Below are 15,660 nucleotides of genomic sequence, written 5' to 3'. Positions count from 1 at the left end.
GATGCTTAACAAGATTTATGATTGGGTAGATGAGCGGCTAGACATTACACCAATATGGAGAGATATTGCGGATCATGAGGTGCCAGAGCATGTCAATCCAGCACATCATTTCTCCGCTTTTGTGTACTGTTTTGGCGGTTTAACGTTTTTTGTGACAGTCATTCAAGTCCTTTCGGGCATGTTTTTAACGATGTATTACGTGCCGGATATTAAAAACGCCTGGGAATCTGTCTATTATTTACAAAATGAAGTGGCATTTGGTCAGATTGTCAGAGGGATGCACCACTGGGGTGCGAGTTTAGTTATTGTCATGATGTTTTTACATACGCTAAGGGTCTTTTTCCAAGGGGCGTATAAAAAGCCTAGAGAGCTCAACTGGATTGTTGGTGTGCTCATTTTCTTTGTGATGCTTGGACTTGGTTTTACAGGTTATCTCTTGCCATGGGATATGAAGGCGCTATTTGCAACGAAGGTTGGTCTTCAAATTGCAGAAGCGACGCCTTTCATTGGTAAAGAGATCAAAACGCTGCTTGCAGGTCATCCTGACATTGTAGGGGCACAAACGCTGACGAGATTTTTCGCTATCCATGTCTTTTTCTTGCCAGCGGCATTATTTGGGCTGATGGCTGCCCACTTTATTATGATTCGTAAGCAAGGAATTTCTGGACCGCTATAAAAAATTTGCGTTTGATGAATGTTCAATGAGGAGGGGATGACTTTGCATAGGGGAAAAGGGATGAAGTTTGTCGGAGACTCTAGAATTCCGGCAGAAAGAAAACCTAACATACCTAAAGACTATTCCGAATATCCGGGAAAAACAGAAGCCTTTTGGCCGAACTTTCTTTTAAAGGAATGGCTTGTAGGTGCCGTTTTTTTAATTGGATTTCTTGTCCTAACTGTGGTTCATGCACCTCCGCTTGAGCGGATGGCTGATCCAACAGATACCGGCTATATTCCGCTGCCAGACTGGTATTTCTTATTCTTGTACCAGTTATTAAAATATGAATTTGCTGCAGGTGGCTATACGGTAGTTGGTGCGATGATTATGCCTGGGATTGCGTTTGGTGCACTGTTGCTGGCACCATTTCTTGATTCTGGTCCTGAACGCAGACCGTATAGAAGACCGGTTGCAGTGGGGATGATGATCCTTGCAGTCGGCGCAGCAACATATTTAACGTGGGAGTCTGTTGCTACTCATGATTGGGAAGCAGCGGCAAAACAAGGTGAAATTAAGAAAGAAGCAGAGATTGATACCTCAGCGGAAGAGTATAAAATTTATCAGGAGCAGACATGTATCTCCTGTCACGGGGATAACATGCAGGGCGGAGCAGCCGGACCGTCACTTGTTGACAATGGTCTTGCACCTGAGGAGATCGCTAAAATCGCTGTTGAAGGTAAAGGCAACATGCCTAAGGGTATCTTTAAAGGCAGCGATGAAGAACTTGAAAAGCTGTCTAAATATTTATCTGAGGTCAAATCTAAATAATTCAGTTGTTTAAATGCAAGTACAAGGATATACTCAAAAGAGAAAAAGCTGGCGCTGTCAGCTTTTTTCTGATTTTAATAGATCGTGAGTGAAGAGACGTATGAGATGGATTCAATATCTGCTAGCCACGCGCTATATGCTTGTGCTAGTCTTGATGATCAATTTCCTTGGCACTGTGTACGGCTACTATTGGTATATTCCACAGCTTGTAGAGACGCCGGCTATCTTTTTAGCTTTTGTTCCAGACAGTCCAACGGCAAGCTTTTTCTTTTTATTTGTTCTACTTGCGTTTTTGATGAAACGAAACGCTCCTTATTTTGAAGCACTTGCCCTCGTGACCTTAATTAAGTATGGGTTATGGGCTGTAGGAATGAATATCTTTGTCCTTTTATCTGTGGATGATTTTCCGTGGGAAGGGTACATGCTGATTGGGTCCCACTTTGCGATGGCGGTTCAAGCCGTATTGTTTGCACCGTATTATCGTTTTAAAATGCGTCATTTGGTGGTAGCTGGCATATGGATTTTACATAACGATGTGATTGATTATGTATTTGGTATGATGCCTCGTTATTCTATGCTGTCTGCCTATACAAACGAGATCGGCTACGTCACGTTTTGGTTAAGCATTGCCGTTCTTCTTGTTTCATATTATCTCGTCCTATCGAAAAAATCGATCAAGCTCGAACTCCCTTAACAATCTTGGTCTAACCTTGTCCTTTTCTTCATACGCTGTATGGAGAAAGGCTAGGAGGGACTTGCATGAAACGAAAGCCAATCGCGATGATTCTATTATTTTTTCTCGTATTACAGCCATCTGTTGCCAAAGGCGAGGAAACAGCCGCTAGTGTGCTGCAAGAATTAACGGAACTATCAGATTCAATCTTTCAATTAACGAGACAAGCCAAATATGATGAGGCGTTACAGGTCGCATTGTATGTTGAAAAGACATTTAAAGCTGAGAATTGGCGCGGAACGCTGACAAATACGCAGATTCGGCAAATTACAGTTGGCTATCAAGATATCATAAAAGGGCTGCCGCAGGAAGAATTGAATGAGCGCGAAAAGCTTCGTTATGCCTCTCAGTTTAGAATGCTGCTCGATGCGATCCAGTCAGACTCTGAGCCTCTTTGGGGTTCGCTGGAGAAGCCCATTATGGGGTCTTTTCCTACGTTGAAAAAAGAAGTGAAGGATCCGGAGTCAACGACGTTTTATGAAACTTGGAATGAGCTGGTTTCTTTATACGATATGATCTATCCGAGTTTAACCATTGATGTTTCGCCTGAAAAGCTGCAAACGATTAAGCAGCATATGGAAGTGATTGAGCAAGGTGAATTTTTAAAAGCATCAAGTGGGACAAAGCTTGAGCGCCTCACGAAGCTTGAAGAGGATTTATCGAGTGTGTTTGCCCACGTTGATCAAGATGAGGCTGACCCATCGCTTTTATGGGTCATTTTAACAACAGGAAGCATCATTTTATTAACGTTAACGTATGTTGGATTTCGGAAATACCGTGCTGAAAAAGAGAAGAAGCAAAAGCGACAAGTTGATTATCCGAAATCATAAAAAAAGAAGCACCATTTTTGGGCTTCTTTTTTTAATGCGGATTGAGCGGCTTTTTGTGTTCATCTAATGTGAAGCCTTCACCAAGCACATCATGCACGTCACTGACGGATACAAACGCATGAGGATCGACTGAGGTCACGACGCTTTTGAGATGGACAAGCTCGTTTTTTGGGACGACGCAATAAAGAACGTTGCGCTCCTGTTTTGTATAGGAACCGACCCCTTTTAAAATGGTGACACCCCGCTCCATTTCCTCTGTGATTTTCTTTTGAATGATGTCATCTTTTTCAGATATGATCATGGCGCCTTTGGCTGCGTAAGCGCCTTCTTGCATGAAGTCAATGACTTTCGCAGCAACAAATACTGCGACGAGTGTATACATGGCTTCTTTGTAATTTAAATAAGTAAGAGAAATCGTAATGACGCAAGCGTCGAAGATGAACATTGTTCGTCCCATAGCTACCTGATAATGCTTGTTGATGAGTCTTGCGATGATGTCCACACCGCCGGTAGTACCGCCGAACTTAAAGATGATCCCGAGGCCTGTTCCGATAAACACACCAGCAAAGAGCGCGGCTAGGGCCAAATCGTGCTGGAGAGGCATATGTATTTGAAAGCGCTGGAAAATGGCAAGAAAGACAGAAAGACTGACGGTCCCTACAATTGTATAAGTAAACATGGTTCTGCCGAGCATTTTCCAGCCGATAAAAAAGATCGGAATGTTTAAGACAAGGTTTGAAATGGATGGGTCAATGTGGAATAGAAAATATAAAAGCAGTGTAATACCTGTAAATCCGCCTTCCGCCAAGTTGTTCTGCATATTAAAATGAACAAGACCGAAAGAAAAAATCGCAGATCCTATTAAAATAAAGACGATATTTTTAAGACGAATTTCTTTTAGCAAGAGACCACTCCTTTTTTTGCTTAGACAGCGATAATATTATATGGTATGGGAGAGAAACAAGCAAACTGAGTTTTAAACATTTGTCAAATATTTATGATTTCGCTAACATGTAAGAGATGGATAGGAGGATGAGCTTCATGACGAATGAAAAAACGCTGCGTCACGTGCAGCAAGAAGTAGATGATTACATAGGACAATTTAAAGAAGGCTATTTCAGCCCGCTTGCCATGATGGCCCGTCTGACAGAAGAATTAGGTGAGCTAGCAAGAGAGGTCAACCATTACTATGGAGAAAAGCCGAAAAAAACAACGGAAACAGAAAAAAGCATGGAAGAAGAAATTGGTGATGTTTTGTTTGTGTTAACATGTCTCGCTAATTCACTAGATATATCACTAGAGGAAGCACATGATCGTGTGATGCATAAATTCAATACAAGAGACAAAGACCGCTGGACGAAAAAAGAGGGGAAGTAGAGACGATGACGAACCAAACCATCAAAGTAGTAATCGCTGGAGCAAGAGGAAGAATGGGGATAGAAGCTGTGAAGCTGGCAGAAGAAACGAGCCATTTTGAGCTTGTGGCAGCCCTTGATCACGCGCACGAAGGAAAAAAATTATCTGATGTGATTCATACGACATCTGAGGCGCCGATTTATACAGATATTGATGTGTGTCTTTCAGAGACAGCACCTGATGTATTAATTGATTTGACGACACCAGAAATCGGGAAAGTACATACAAAAAAGGCGCTTGAACATGGCGTGCGTCCAGTTGTCGGAACCACTGGTTTTTCTGAAGCTGACCTGAAAGAGCTACAGCAATTAACAGAAGAAAAGGGCATAGGCTGTATTATTGCGCCAAACTTTGCTGTCGGTGCGGTCTTAATGATGAAGTTTGCCAAAATGGCAGCGAATTACTTTCCTGACGTTGAAATCATTGAGCTTCATCATGATAAAAAACTAGATGCTCCGAGCGGTACTGGGCTTAAAACAGCTGAAATGATTGCAGAAGTCAGAGAAAGCAAAAAGCAAGGACATCCAGAAGAAAAAGAATTAATCGAAGGTGCACGAGGCGCAGATTATGACGGTATCCGTCTGCACAGCGTAAGACTTCCGGGTATGATCGCACATCAAGAAGTACTGTTTGGAATGGACGGACAGACGCTCACCATTCGTCATGATTCTTATAATCGTGCCTCATTTATGTCAGGTGTAAAGCTTTCAGTTGAACAGGTTATGCACATTGATCAGCTCGTCTATGGTTTAGAAAATATCATCGACTAATAAGGAGTGGATTCCTGATGAACATTGCTTTAATCGCTCACGATAAGAAAAAAAGTGACATGATCCAATTTGCCATTGCGTACCGTGATATATTGGCAAATCATACACTTTACGCAACAGGGACAACAGGTTTGAGAGTGAAAGAAGCGACGGGGCTTCCCATTCATCGTTTCCAGTCAGGGCCGCTTGGAGGAGATCAGCAGATTGGTGCTTTAATTGCTGATAATGCAATGGACCTTGTACTCTTTTTTAGAGACCCGCTTACCGCGCAGCCGCATGAACCAGATGTATCTGCACTCATTCGGCTTTGCGATGTGTATACCATTCCACTTGCCACCAATATGGGGACCGCTGAAATTTTAGTCAGGAATTTAAATAAAGGTACGTTTGATTTTCGAGATGTAGCAAAAAACGGAGGAACAAATGAAACGACTTGATATCCTTGCATTCGGAGCCCATAGCGATGATGTAGAGATCGGTATGGGCGGAACGATTGCAAAATACGTAAAAAAAGGGGCGCGTGTCGGAATTTGCGACTTGACCCAGGCTGAATTATCCTCGAATGGAACGGTAGAGAGCCGTAAAGAGGAAGCAAAAGCGGCTGCCGCCATTTTAGGCGTGTCAACGCGAATCCAGCTTACACTGCCAGACAGAGGGCTTTATTTAAATCAAGAAGCAATGAAGGACATTGCGGGCGTGATTCGTACATACAAACCGAAGCTAATTTTTGCTCCGCATCACCAAGATCGGCATCCAGATCATGGTCATGCGGGTTCACTTGTAGAAGAGGCTGCTTTTTCGGCAGGAATACATAAATTTGAAGATTCATACAAGCAGCCAGCGCATAAAATAAGTCAGATGTATTATTACATGATAAACGGCCATCATCGTCCAGATTTTGTGATTGATATTTCTGAGGAAATGCACCAAAAAATTGATAGCTTGCATGCGTATCAAAGCCAATTTGTGAAATCGGCGAATTCGGTTGAGACACCTCTTGTGAACGGCTATATTGATTTTGTCAAAATGAGAGAGTCTATGTATGGAAGGGAAGTCAATAAAGCTTATGCAGAAGGGTTTATCACAAAGAAACCACTTTTGATCGATGACGACTTACTTGGGGGGGAATTATGAAAAAACTGAAGGTCGGAATCACTTGTTATCCAAGTGTCGGCGGCTCGGGCATTATTGCGACGGAACTTGGAAAACGTTTAGCTGAAAAAGGGCACGATGTTCATTTCATTACCTCAAGTATTCCGTTTAGGCTCAATAAAGTGTATCCGAATATTTATTTTCATGAGGTGAATGTCAATCAATACGCTGTTTTCCAATATCCGCCTTATGACCTTGCATTAGCAAGTAAATTGGCAGAAGTCGCAAAACGAGAGAAGCTTGATATTATTCACGCGCATTATGCGGTGCCTCACGCCGTCTGTGCGTACTTAGCGAAGCAAATGACGGGACACACAGTGAAAGTCGTTACCACGCTTCATGGGACGGATATTACGGTTTTAGGCTATGATCCATCTTTAAAGGAAGTGATTCGGTTTGCCATCGAATCATCAGACCGGGTAACAGCTGTGTCACATTCATTAGCTGCACAGACGTATGATCTGATTAAACCGGATAAAAAAATTGATACGATCCATAATTTCGTCGATGAGCGTGTGTATTTGCGTGAAGATCATGAAGTGCTGAAGAAACATTATGGTCTCATGCAGGACGAAAAGGTCATCATCCATGTATCGAACTTCCGAAAGGTAAAGCGGGTGTATGACGTGATTCATGTCTTTAAAAAGATTTCTGACCAGGTGCATGCAAAGCTGCTGCTGATTGGTGATGGTCCTGAAAAGTCGGTCGTATGTGATCTTGTGAAAAAGCTGGAACTAACTGATCGTGTGTTGTTTTTAGGAAAGCAAGAGAAGGTAGAGGAGCTTTATTCAATTAGTGATTTGAAGCTGCTGCTTTCTGAGAAGGAGAGCTTTGGGCTTGTACTTCTTGAAGCAATGGCCTGCGGTGTCCCTTGTATTGCAACAGATGTTGGCGGAATACCAGAGGTCATTGCACATGGAGAGACAGGATTTCTTGTCCCGCTCGGTGATATAGACGGGGCAGCAAATCATGCGGTGTCGTTACTCAAAGACAAAGCGCTTCATGAGCAAGTGTCAGCGGCGGCCCAGTCTAGCGTTCAAGCCCATTTCTCTTCTGAAAAAATAGTGAGTGAATATGAAGAGCTTTACCTAGAATTGATCGAAGGTGATGATGAACATGAATGAACCATTCACACATGCGATCCCTATTTTACATACACTGCACGAACATGGGCATCAGGCTTACTTTGTCGGCGGAGCAGTGAGAGATGTCCTTTTAGGCAGGGAAATCGGAGATATCGATATAGCAACCGATGCAACGCCTGATATGGTCGAGTCTTTGTTTGAAAAAACAGTTGATGTTGGCAAAGAGCATGGCACTGTCATTGTGTTACATGATGGGATCAGTTATGAGGTGACGACGTTTCGAACTGAATCAGAATATGAAGATTTTCGCAGACCGAAAGAAGTGGCGTTTATCACATCCTTGAAGGAAGATCTTTTAAGAAGAGATTTAACGATCAATGCGATGGCCATGGATATAAATGGGGAGATCATTGACCATGTAGGAGGCAAACAGGATATTGAGCGGAAACGAATTCAAACCGTAGGAGATCCTGCGTGCCGCTTTCAGGAAGATGCGCTTCGTATGATGAGAGCGGTCCGTTTTTTAAGCCAGCTTGGCTTTGAGCTCGCTGCAGAAACGGCTGAAGCAATGGAAAAAGATAAGCACCTCCTTGCTAACATATCCGTTGAACGTAAAAAGATTGAAATGGAAAAGCTTTTAAAAGGCCGTTATTGTGAGCGGGCGATCAAAGTGCTCATTTCTACCAAATTGTATGAAGAATTGCCGGGTCTCAAAAAGGATTGTCTGCAAGAATCCTTTCAGTCATTTCCGTATTATTTACTGGATGGACTGGAAGAAGTATGGGGGGCTGTCATCCATTTGCTTGGCTTAGATGAAGCGGAGGCTGTGCTCTTCTTAAAAGAATGGAAGCTGTCAACAAAGCTTTTGAAAGACGCTGTGGCTATTAGTCAATACGTCGATTGTGACTGGGATGCGGAGAAGATGTTTGAGGCTGGTGAACACGTACTCTTATCTAGCTTGAAGATCTCACAGCTAATACATGAGCGCCGCATTTTCTTTGACGAGCTGGAGGCAGCGAAGCGTTCTTATGATGCACTGCCGATTAAAACGCTTCAAGACCTCGCTGTTTCAGGAAAAGATTTAATGGCCTTTCGGCAAAAGACATCAGGAAAATGGATCGCAGAAGAGCTTGATTTGGTGAAAAAAGGCGTTCTGCAAAATCATTTAGAAAACCGAAAAGAAGCCATAGAGGAGTGGCTTACAGCATGCGATCAGCAATTAGAAAACGATTAATTGAACTATTTACAGCATCTAGCCAGGATTTTGTCTCGAGTCAGCAAATTTGTGATGAGCTTGGCTGTTCTCGAACGGCTGTCTGGAAGCATATAGAGGACCTCAGAAAAGAGGGGTATGAGGTAGAAGCCGTCAGAAGAAAGGGATATCGCCTGCTACGTAAACCGGACAAAATCAGTGAGGACGAAATTCTGTTTGGTCTAGAAACAGAGAGCTTTGGCAGGCACATTTATTTTCAGAAAGAAGTCGCCTCCACCCAGCTGATTGCCCATGATCTTGTAAATGAAGGTGCGCCCCACGGCACGATCGTGGTCAGTGATCATCAGACAAACGGGAAAGGCCGCCTTCAAAGAACGTGGCATTCACCAAATGGGACAGGCATTTCGATGAGTCTCATTCTACGCCCTGAAATTCCGCTGCACAAAGCGCCGCAGATGACGCTTTTGGCATCTGTAGCCATCGCAGAAGCCATTGCAGAGCAAACAGGACTCAGTCCCTCTATTAAATGGCCAAATGATATTTTGTTAAAAGGGAAAAAAGTTGTTGGCATTTTGACTGAATTAAAAGCAGAGGCGGACCAGGTTCATGCGGTGATTATTGGACCGGGCATAAATGTGAACCAAACGGCAGATGACTTTCCGGATGAACTAAAGGATGTCGCCACGAGCCTGCGAATGGAACTGAATGAAAAAGTGGACCGTGCTGCGCTCATCCAACAGATCATGTCCACATTTGAAAAAAGGTATGCTGATTATATGAAGCATGGATTTGCGCCCATTAAACAATTATGGGAATCGTTTGCGATGACGATTGGTCAGCATATTGTAGCCCGCACCGTCAATGGGCAATACACTGGAAAAGCGCTCGGAATCAATGAAGAAGGTGTTTTATTGCTTGAAACGGAGGAAGGGATCCAAAAAATCTACTCCGCAGACATCGAGATCAAGTCAACTTAAGTGGAACACCCGGCACATTTTTGATATACTTCGTGTGGACAGTATCTGAAAAAGAGCTGTACCTGTTAGAAACAAAAATTTGATAAATTTCTGCCTTGATCCTAAGGGACTTGGACAGAGGGATGATTCGCCGCGCATGAGAGTTCAAAACATGTGATGTGAGGCAAGCCATTTCCTCTCCAGAATGAGGAGGAACAAATGAAGACAAAGCTAGATTTTTTCAAAATGAAAGAACAAAATGAACCGATTGTAATGCTGACAGCATACGACTATCCATCTGCAAAGCAAGCAGAAAAAGCGGAAGTCGACATGATCTTAGTCGGTGATTCACTTGGGATGGTTGTACTTGGACTCGATTCGACAGTACAAGTCACGATCGATGACATGATTCATCACACAAAAGCAGTGAAAAGAGGCGCAAAAGACACATTTATTGTGACGGATATGCCATTTATGTCTTACCATTATTCATTAGCAGAAACATTGAAAAACGCAGCACGCATCATGCAAGAAAGCGGTGCGGATGCCTTAAAGCTAGAAGGCGGAGAAGGAGTTTTTGAATCCATTCAAGCTCTCACAAGAGGCGGGATTCCTGTCGTCAGTCATTTAGGCCTCACACCTCAGTCAGTTGGAGTACTTGGCGGGTATAAAGTGCAAGGAAAAGACCACGAAAGTGCGCAGAAATTGATTGAAGACAGCTTGAAATGTGAGGAAGCTGGTGCGATTGCACTTGTGCTTGAATGCGTACCTGGTGAACTGACAACACGAATTACCGACATGCTGAAAATTCCTGTGATCGGGATTGGTGCAGGGGCTGAGGCAGACGGACAAGTTCTCGTTTACCATGATGTGGTAGGATACGGGGTGTCTAGAACACCTAAGTTTGTGAAACAATACGCGCAAATTGATACTGTATTAGAAGAAGCGCTTATTCAATATACGAAAGAAGTAAAAGCATACACATTTCCAGAAGACAAGCATACATTTCATATCAAAGAAGAAGTCCTTGATGGTTTATATGGGGGTATCAAAAAATGAACATTGTCACCCATATTCACGAGTTGAAGGAATTGATCAAACTGCATCAAGAAAAACAGCATTCCATCGGCTTTGTCCCAACGATGGGCTTTCTTCATGAAGGACATCTGACGCTTGCGAAAGAAGCAAGGGATCAAAATGACATTGTGGTAATGAGCATCTTTGTCAATCCTTTGCAGTTTGGACCGAACGAAGACTTTGAATCCTATCCAAGGGATATGGAAAGAGATCAGCGCCTTGCAGAAGAAGCAGGGGTAGATATTTTATTTACACCTGATGTGAAAGAAATGTATCCAAATGAACCATCAATCACGATGACGGTTCAAAAGCGGACTGATGTCTTATGCGGGAAAAAACGCCCAGGACATTTCGACGGCGTTGTGACTGTGCTTACAAAGCTATTTCATCTTGTAGCACCAACAAATGTATACTTTGGTTTAAAGGATGCACAGCAAGTCGCTGTGATCGATGCGATGATCAAGGATTTCTTCTTTGATCTTCATCTTGTCTCAGTGCCGACAGTTAGGGAAGAAGACGGTTTAGCGAAAAGTTCAAGAAATGTGTACTTGTCTGATAAAGAAAGACAAGAAGCTCCTGCTTTGTACCGCGCATTGAAAAAAGGACAGTCAGCGGTTGAAAAAGGTGAACGTGACGTCAGTCGCATTTATCAGTTGGTAGAAGAAGAAATTCTTCAAACGAGCGGGGAAATTGATTATATTGAGATTTACTCCTATCCAGAGCTTGAGCCGCTTCAGCAGTTAGCAGGTCAGGTCATCATTGCGATTGCGGTGAAATTCTCACGGGCAAGACTGATTGATAATGTGATATTCCATGTTCCTGAAAGCGGTGAAAAGCATGTATAGAACCTTTATGACTTCTAAACTTCATAAAGCGACAGTAACAGAAGCAAACTTACATTATGTAGGAAGCATCACCATTGACGAAGATTTACTTGATGCGGCAGGTATGATGGCAAATGAGAAAGTACAGATTGTCAATAATCATAATGGCGCGAGACTTGAAACATATATTATTCCCGGTGAAAGAAAGAGCGGTGTCATTTGTCTAAATGGCGCAGCAGCAAGATTGGTTCAGCCGGGTGATGAAGTGATCATTATCGCTTATGGGATGCTTTCAGAAGAAGAAGCAAAGACACATACACCAAAAGTGGTCGTGTTAAATAAAGAAAATCAAATTGAACAAATGATTGGGCAAGAGCCAGCGAGAACGATTTTATAACACATGCTGCAATGAAACAGAACAGTTTAAGAAAAGGAGCTGTTCTGTTTCAGCTATTTTTGCCCAGAGCGTGTTTCACTTCGAGTGGAACGAGGAATTGAGGTGTCCATTTTATGGCCGATCAAAGGTTTGTTGTCGTTGATATTGAAACCACCGGAAATTCACCTAAAAAGGGTGATAAAATCATTCAAATTGCTGCGGTGGTCATTGAAAATGGACAAATTGTCGAACGGTATTCAAAATATGTGAACCCGGGAAAAGCAATCCCTGGATTTATTGAACAGCTGACAGGCATTCAGCAGCATATGGTAGACGATGCAGTGTTTTTTGAGGACATTGCCCAAGAGGTGTATGATCTCATTCAAGGCGCTTATTTTGTTGCGCACAATGTTCATTTTGACTTGAATTTTTTAAATGATGAACTAAAAGCATGCGGGAAAAATGAGCTGGATGTGCTAGCGATTGATACAGTTGAAATTTCTAGAATTCTTTATCCAGAGCTTGAAGGCTATAAGCTCACTGAATTAAGCGAAGAGCTCATGCTTCCACATGACCACCCGCACAGGGCGGATAGTGATGCGGAAGTTACTGCCATGTTATTTTTAACCTTACTACATCAATTAACACATACACCTCCAAATGTGCTAAAGCAGCTGCGCAGATTATCCTCTTATCTCTTAAGTGATATAGGACTTTTAATTCAGCAGCTTGAAACGAGTGATGCTAGACGCGAAGATTCTTTGGTAGAAGTCGGCTCTTTTGCTGTAAAAGATGTCACCAATTCTGAAAAGGATACGACAGATTCAGTAGGTGAAGACGATGAACAACTGTTTGAGGAGATCAAAAAGAAGCTTCCCCAAACAGTGGAAGGCTATGAAGTAAGAGAAGGCCAGCTCAAGATGATGAATAAAGTGAGAGATGTGTTTCATGAAAGAGCTTATGCTTTAATTGAAGCGGCACCAGGTATTGGAAAAACGCTCGCATACCTCATACCAGCTGCATTAGAAGCAAAGAAATCAGGAAAACCTGTCATTATTAGTACATATTCCATTCTTTTGCAGCAGCAAATGCTTCAGCGTGATGTGCCGATTTTAAATCAATTGCTTCCATTTGATCCAGCAGCCTGTGTATTCAAAGGTCGGGCGCATTATATTTGTTTAGATAAGTTTGAGCATGTGCTACATGAGGAAGATGATAACTATGATGTGGTCTTAACGAAGGCGCAAATATTAATGTGGCTCCTTGTGACAGAAACGGGTGATTTATCTGAACTAAATTTACCGTCGGGAGCTGCCAATATAAAAGACCGAATTTCGTGTGTGCACATGCCGTTTACATCGAAAAAGCGCCGCTTTAAAGAATACTGCTTTTATGAACGTGCGAAAAGAAGGGCCAAAACAGCCGATTTAATTTTAACGAATCATCGCCTGCTCTTATCACAAACGGAAGCATCATCTATCTTTCAGCATGCTGACGTATATGTGATTGACGAGGCTCATCAATTTGAGAAAACAGCCAATGAAACGCTAGGGGATAGTGCGTCGTATATTCAGCTTCATGCGAAATTAACGCAGCTTGGCTCCATGCAGGGTGGTCTGTTAAAGAAGCTCAAAAAGAGATTTCACGGTGCCGGCTTACAGACGGACACCTTTATCGAAATGGATGAGTATCTCAATCAGCTTCAACTGGAAAGTGACGCCTTCTTTAGTACCGTTCATTCTTTTGTCAAAAGGACAAAACCAAAAGCAGACATCAATCGTCTCATTCATAGAGTCCGTCATCAGTCGAAGCATGCGCAGTGGAAACGGATTAAAGAGACGGCAAGTAAGCTTTGTTCCTTGTTAATTGCTTGTGAAAAGCTATATGAACAGCAAAAAAACGAGCTTCTTCAAAAAAGTGATCAGCTGACAGAGCACTTTGCGTTTGAAGCAGAGGAATACGATCAAGTGATGTCGTTTATGCATACATTTTGCAGTACGCTGTACCGATTCATTTTTGAACCGAAAAACGATGAAACGGTTTGGATTGAGATCGATGCAAAGGGTGCCAAAAATGCTGTCTTTATGCATGCACAGCCGCTAGATACTGGAGAGCTTTTAGCGGATCGATTTTTTATGAACAAAAAAAGTGTTGTCCTCACATCAGGGACACTCACAATCAATGGTCGCTTTGATTATTGCTTAGAACGATTTGGTCTGCAGGATTTTTATCCGCATCTTGTACAGATTGAGTCACCGTTTGAACTTGAAAAACAGCTCAAGGTAATCGTACCAGCTGATATGCCGCCGATTACGAATCGTGATGAGCGCGACTATGTAAAGCAATCAGTACGGTACATTAAGATGATGGAAAAGCAACAACAAGCGAAGATATTGGTGTTATTTAATTCACATGAGATGTTAAAAGCAGTATATGATGCACTGAAAACAGAAGGGATGCAAGCCGCCCTTTTTGCTCAAGGTCTGACGGGCGGTAGCCCTGTTAAATTAACGAAGATGTTCAAATTAGCAAAACATGCGATTTTACTTGGTACGGGTAGTTTTTGGGAAGGTGTCGATTTTCCTGGATCAGAGCTGACAACAGTCATTATGGTACGTCTCCCGTTTCGGCCGCCTGATTCACCGCTCATTGAAGCAAAATGTGATGCCGCTAAAAAACAGGGGAAGAACCCGTTTAAAGCCGTTGCTCTCCCAGAAGCTGTGTTAACCTTTAAACAAGGTGCAGGACGCTTGCTGCGCTCTGAAAAAGACATAGGGACATTGCTCATTTTAGACCGCCGAGTGAAAACCGCGTCATATGGAAAGCTATTTTTAGAATCACTCCCTCATGCGCCGGTCCACGAGATGTCAAAAGAATCACTTGAGGCGTATATAGAGAAACTCAACAACGAAAAGCCGCTGTCATAAGCGGCCTTTAGCTGGTGTGGGTTTGGAGTTAATTTATCGTAACGGCTTTTTGTGTTCCGTTGTAAAAATAGTATCGGTTCCCGCGCCGAAAAGTATGACTAACAATATTTACGTACCGAGGAGGAATTAGAAGTGGAAAGTAAAATAGAGGTACTTTCAACTGTTCACATTAAGCATTCAGAGGACCTGTATAAAATTGTTGACTTATTGAACAGAACGCTTAAAAGAGAAGATCTCATGTTTGGATTGGCATTAGATCAAGAAGATCAAAATCAAGCGATATTTACAATATATCGCACATAGGGGAAGCTTGACATGAAAAAAATAGTTTGGATCATTTCATCCGTAGTGGCTCTCGTTTTGCTCATTGGCATCATCAGCTTTACGTGGATTTATCAGATTGCCATGGGGCAAAAAGAACAAGGTCATGAGGCGGCGATTGAACGAGCAAAAAAACAAGCAAACATCGTACAAGTGGAGCAAGTAGAAACCTTTGTCGGAAAAGAAAAACAATTTATTGTTGAAGGGAAAAACAAACAAGACGAAACAACCTATGTTTGGGTACCTGCCAGCAAAAAAGCAAAAGTGATTGCAAAAAAAGCAAAAGAAGGCATTACCTCAAATCAAGCAGTACAAGCCGTTCAAAAGGAGAACACGGTCTCAAGGCTAAAGGACGTTCAATTAGCAAGAGAAGGTGACGTACTCCTTTGGGAAGTGACGTACTTAAATGAAAACAATCAATACAGCTTTAGCTATGTCGACTTCTCGACAGGACACGTGGAAAAAAATGTAACACCATAGTTTCTCCTGTCTTG

At 42.5% G+C, this 15,660-nt stretch carries 18 protein-coding genes; 17 read left to right on the top strand and 1 reads right to left on the bottom strand.

From position 1 onward, the window contains the following. Nucleotide 1: 1 nt before the first annotated feature. The 4 genes from qcrB (at nt 2) to ypjB (ending at nt 3,049) form a co-directional block, all read left to right on the top strand. Complete coding sequence (qcrB, locus tag NST39_RS10850; protein WP_003215804.1) at nt 2-676, top strand: menaquinol-cytochrome c reductase cytochrome b subunit; 675 nt, start codon at nt 2-4, stop codon at nt 674-676. A 42-nt stretch (nt 677-718) separates the two neighbouring features. Next, nucleotides 719-1,486: a menaquinol-cytochrome c reductase cytochrome b/c subunit gene (locus NST39_RS10845; RefSeq protein ID WP_003215888.1), complete on the top strand. Its 768-nt coding sequence runs from the start codon at nt 719-721 to the stop codon at nt 1,484-1,486. Nucleotides 1,487-1,586: 100 nt separating this feature from the next. Beyond that, nucleotides 1,587-2,180 carry a DUF1405 domain-containing protein gene (locus NST39_RS10840; protein ID WP_058014824.1) on the top strand — a complete coding sequence of 198 codons (594 nt, stop codon included), beginning with the start codon at nt 1,587-1,589 and terminating at the stop codon, nt 2,178-2,180. A gap of 65 nt (nt 2,181-2,245) precedes the next feature. Then, nucleotides 2,246-3,049, top strand: coding sequence for a sporulation protein YpjB (gene ypjB, locus NST39_RS10835; RefSeq protein ID WP_106067089.1), 804 nt, complete (start codon nt 2,246-2,248; stop codon nt 3,047-3,049). 31 nt (nt 3,050-3,080) lie between these two features. Here ypjB and NST39_RS10830 read toward each other — a convergent pair whose 3' ends face one another. After that, complete coding sequence (locus NST39_RS10830; protein WP_003215598.1) at nt 3,081-3,953, bottom strand: YitT family protein; 873 nt, start codon at nt 3,951-3,953, stop codon at nt 3,081-3,083. A 137-nt stretch (nt 3,954-4,090) separates the two neighbouring features. Here NST39_RS10830 and NST39_RS10825 point away from each other — a divergent pair, with 137 nt between their 5' ends. The 13 genes from NST39_RS10825 to tseB all read left to right on the top strand — a co-directional run bounded on the left by NST39_RS10825 (nt 4,091) and on the right by tseB (nt 15,646). Beyond that, entirely contained in the window at nt 4,091-4,426 is a 336-nt protein-coding gene (locus tag NST39_RS10825; RefSeq protein WP_003215805.1) for a nucleotide pyrophosphohydrolase, read from the top strand. Nucleotides 4,427-4,431: 5 nt separating this feature from the next. Next, nucleotides 4,432-5,235: a 4-hydroxy-tetrahydrodipicolinate reductase gene (gene dapB, locus NST39_RS10820; RefSeq protein ID WP_058014826.1), complete on the top strand. Its 804-nt coding sequence runs from the start codon at nt 4,432-4,434 to the stop codon at nt 5,233-5,235. 17 nt (nt 5,236-5,252) lie between these two features. Beyond that, complete coding sequence (mgsA, locus tag NST39_RS10815; protein WP_050943855.1) at nt 5,253-5,672, top strand: methylglyoxal synthase; 420 nt, start codon at nt 5,253-5,255, stop codon at nt 5,670-5,672. After that, entirely contained in the window at nt 5,659-6,369 is a 711-nt protein-coding gene (gene bshB1 / locus NST39_RS10810; protein ID WP_341028395.1) for a bacillithiol biosynthesis deacetylase BshB1, read from the top strand. Before mgsA ends, bshB1 begins: the two co-directional genes overlap by 14 nt. Further along, a complete protein-coding gene (gene bshA / locus NST39_RS10805) occupies nt 6,366-7,511 on the top strand; it encodes an N-acetyl-alpha-D-glucosaminyl L-malate synthase BshA (RefSeq protein WP_341028394.1) in 1,146 nt (381 codons plus the stop codon). Before bshB1 ends, bshA begins: the two co-directional genes overlap by 4 nt. Then, on the top strand, nt 7,504-8,706 hold the full coding sequence (locus NST39_RS10800; RefSeq protein WP_341028393.1) for a CCA tRNA nucleotidyltransferase: 1,203 nt from the start codon (nt 7,504-7,506) through the stop codon (nt 8,704-8,706). Before bshA ends, NST39_RS10800 begins: the two co-directional genes overlap by 8 nt. After that, complete coding sequence (locus NST39_RS10795) at nt 8,679-9,662, top strand: biotin--[acetyl-CoA-carboxylase] ligase (RefSeq protein ID WP_065098294.1); 984 nt, start codon at nt 8,679-8,681, stop codon at nt 9,660-9,662. The genes NST39_RS10800 and NST39_RS10795 overlap by 28 nt, the downstream gene beginning before the upstream one ends. Nucleotides 9,663-9,860: 198 nt before the next feature. Further along, nucleotides 9,861-10,700 (top strand): 3-methyl-2-oxobutanoate hydroxymethyltransferase, encoded by an 840-nt coding sequence (gene panB, locus NST39_RS10790; RefSeq protein WP_341028392.1) that lies wholly within the window; start codon nt 9,861-9,863, stop codon nt 10,698-10,700. Next, complete coding sequence (gene panC / locus NST39_RS10785) at nt 10,697-11,563, top strand: pantoate--beta-alanine ligase (RefSeq protein ID WP_106028768.1); 867 nt, start codon at nt 10,697-10,699, stop codon at nt 11,561-11,563. Before panB ends, panC begins: the two co-directional genes overlap by 4 nt. Continuing rightward, complete coding sequence (panD, locus tag NST39_RS10780; protein ID WP_034620444.1) at nt 11,556-11,939, top strand: aspartate 1-decarboxylase; 384 nt, start codon at nt 11,556-11,558, stop codon at nt 11,937-11,939. Before panC ends, panD begins: the two co-directional genes overlap by 8 nt. 113 nt (nt 11,940-12,052) lie before the next feature. After that, nucleotides 12,053-14,845: an ATP-dependent DNA helicase DinG gene (dinG, locus tag NST39_RS10775; protein WP_341028389.1), complete on the top strand. Its 2,793-nt coding sequence runs from the start codon at nt 12,053-12,055 to the stop codon at nt 14,843-14,845. Nucleotides 14,846-14,977: 132 nt separating this feature from the next. Next, the gene (locus tag NST39_RS10770) at nt 14,978-15,148 is read left to right on the top strand and encodes a YpmA family protein (protein WP_003215469.1); all 171 of its coding nucleotides are present in this window, start codon (nt 14,978-14,980) and stop codon (nt 15,146-15,148) included. 12 nt (nt 15,149-15,160) lie between these two features. Beyond that, nucleotides 15,161-15,646: a cell wall elongation/penicillin-binding protein regulator TseB gene (gene tseB / locus NST39_RS10765; RefSeq protein WP_341028386.1), complete on the top strand. Its 486-nt coding sequence runs from the start codon at nt 15,161-15,163 to the stop codon at nt 15,644-15,646. Nucleotides 15,647-15,660 lie beyond the last annotated feature (14 nt).

The sequence above is a fragment of the Bacillus sp. FSL W8-0645 genome (assembly GCF_038007905.1).
In the GTDB taxonomy this organism is placed as follows: Bacteria; Bacillota; Bacilli; order Bacillales; family Bacillaceae; genus Bacillus; species Bacillus pumilus.
The sequence above is the reverse complement of the archived record's forward strand: the minus strand, read 5'-3'. Positions and strand labels throughout refer to the sequence as shown.